The organism is Pseudomonas sp. EggHat1, assembly GCF_014892995.1.
Taxonomy (GTDB): Bacteria; Pseudomonadota; Gammaproteobacteria; order Pseudomonadales; family Pseudomonadaceae; genus Aquipseudomonas; species Aquipseudomonas chaetocerotis.
Window position 1 is genome coordinate 1 of sequence record NZ_JACKQK010000044.1, and the last position, 688, is coordinate 688.

General features: G+C 61.6%; 1 protein-coding gene. It reads left to right on the forward strand.

Translation table 11 applies throughout. The annotated features are described in order from the left end of the window. A partial coding sequence (locus tag INS93_RS25215) for a TRAP transporter small permease (protein WP_226945736.1) occupies positions 1 to 621 on the forward strand: 621 nt, incomplete at its 5' end. Between the last annotated feature and the right edge of the window lie 67 nt (positions 622 to 688).

Below are 688 nucleotides of genomic sequence, written 5' to 3' on the forward strand. Positions count from 1 at the left end.
TTGCGGCGCGTCTGGGAGCACTTCGAGGAAGGCTTCATCGCTTTCCTCCTGGCGGCCATGACGCTGATCACTTTCGTCTACGTGATCCTCAACAACTTCTACACCCTGTTCTATTGGCTGGGTGACTATTTCGGCGGTAACGAGTTTCTGCTCGGCATCGGCGACACCATTCTCGACATGGCCCAGGCGATGACCTGGAGCAATGCCCTGACCAAGGCCCTGTTCGGCTGGCTGATCTTCTTCGGCCTGGCCTACGGCGTGCGCACGGCCGGCCACATCGGCGTCGACGCCCTGGTCAAACTCGCCCCGCGCGGCGTGCAGCGCGTCATCGGTGTGATCGCCTGCGCAGCCTGCCTGGGCTATGCCGGCCTGATCGCGGTCGGCAGCTTCGACTGGGTGCACACCCTGTTCACCGCTGGTATCGGTGCCGAAGACCTCGGCCACTACGGCATTCAGCAATGGCATATCGGCATGATCGTGCCGTTCGGTTACGCCATGGTGTTCGTCCGCTTCCTGGAAATCCTCGTCCGTATCCTGCGCAACGAGCAGACCGGTCTCGGCCTGGCTGACGAAGCCGCCGATGCCCTGAAGATCAATGAGCACGAGGAGCCCAAGCAATGACCGTTCTGTTCCTCTTCCTGCTGTTGTTCCTGCTGATGTTCATCGGCGTGCCGATCGCCGCGTCGCT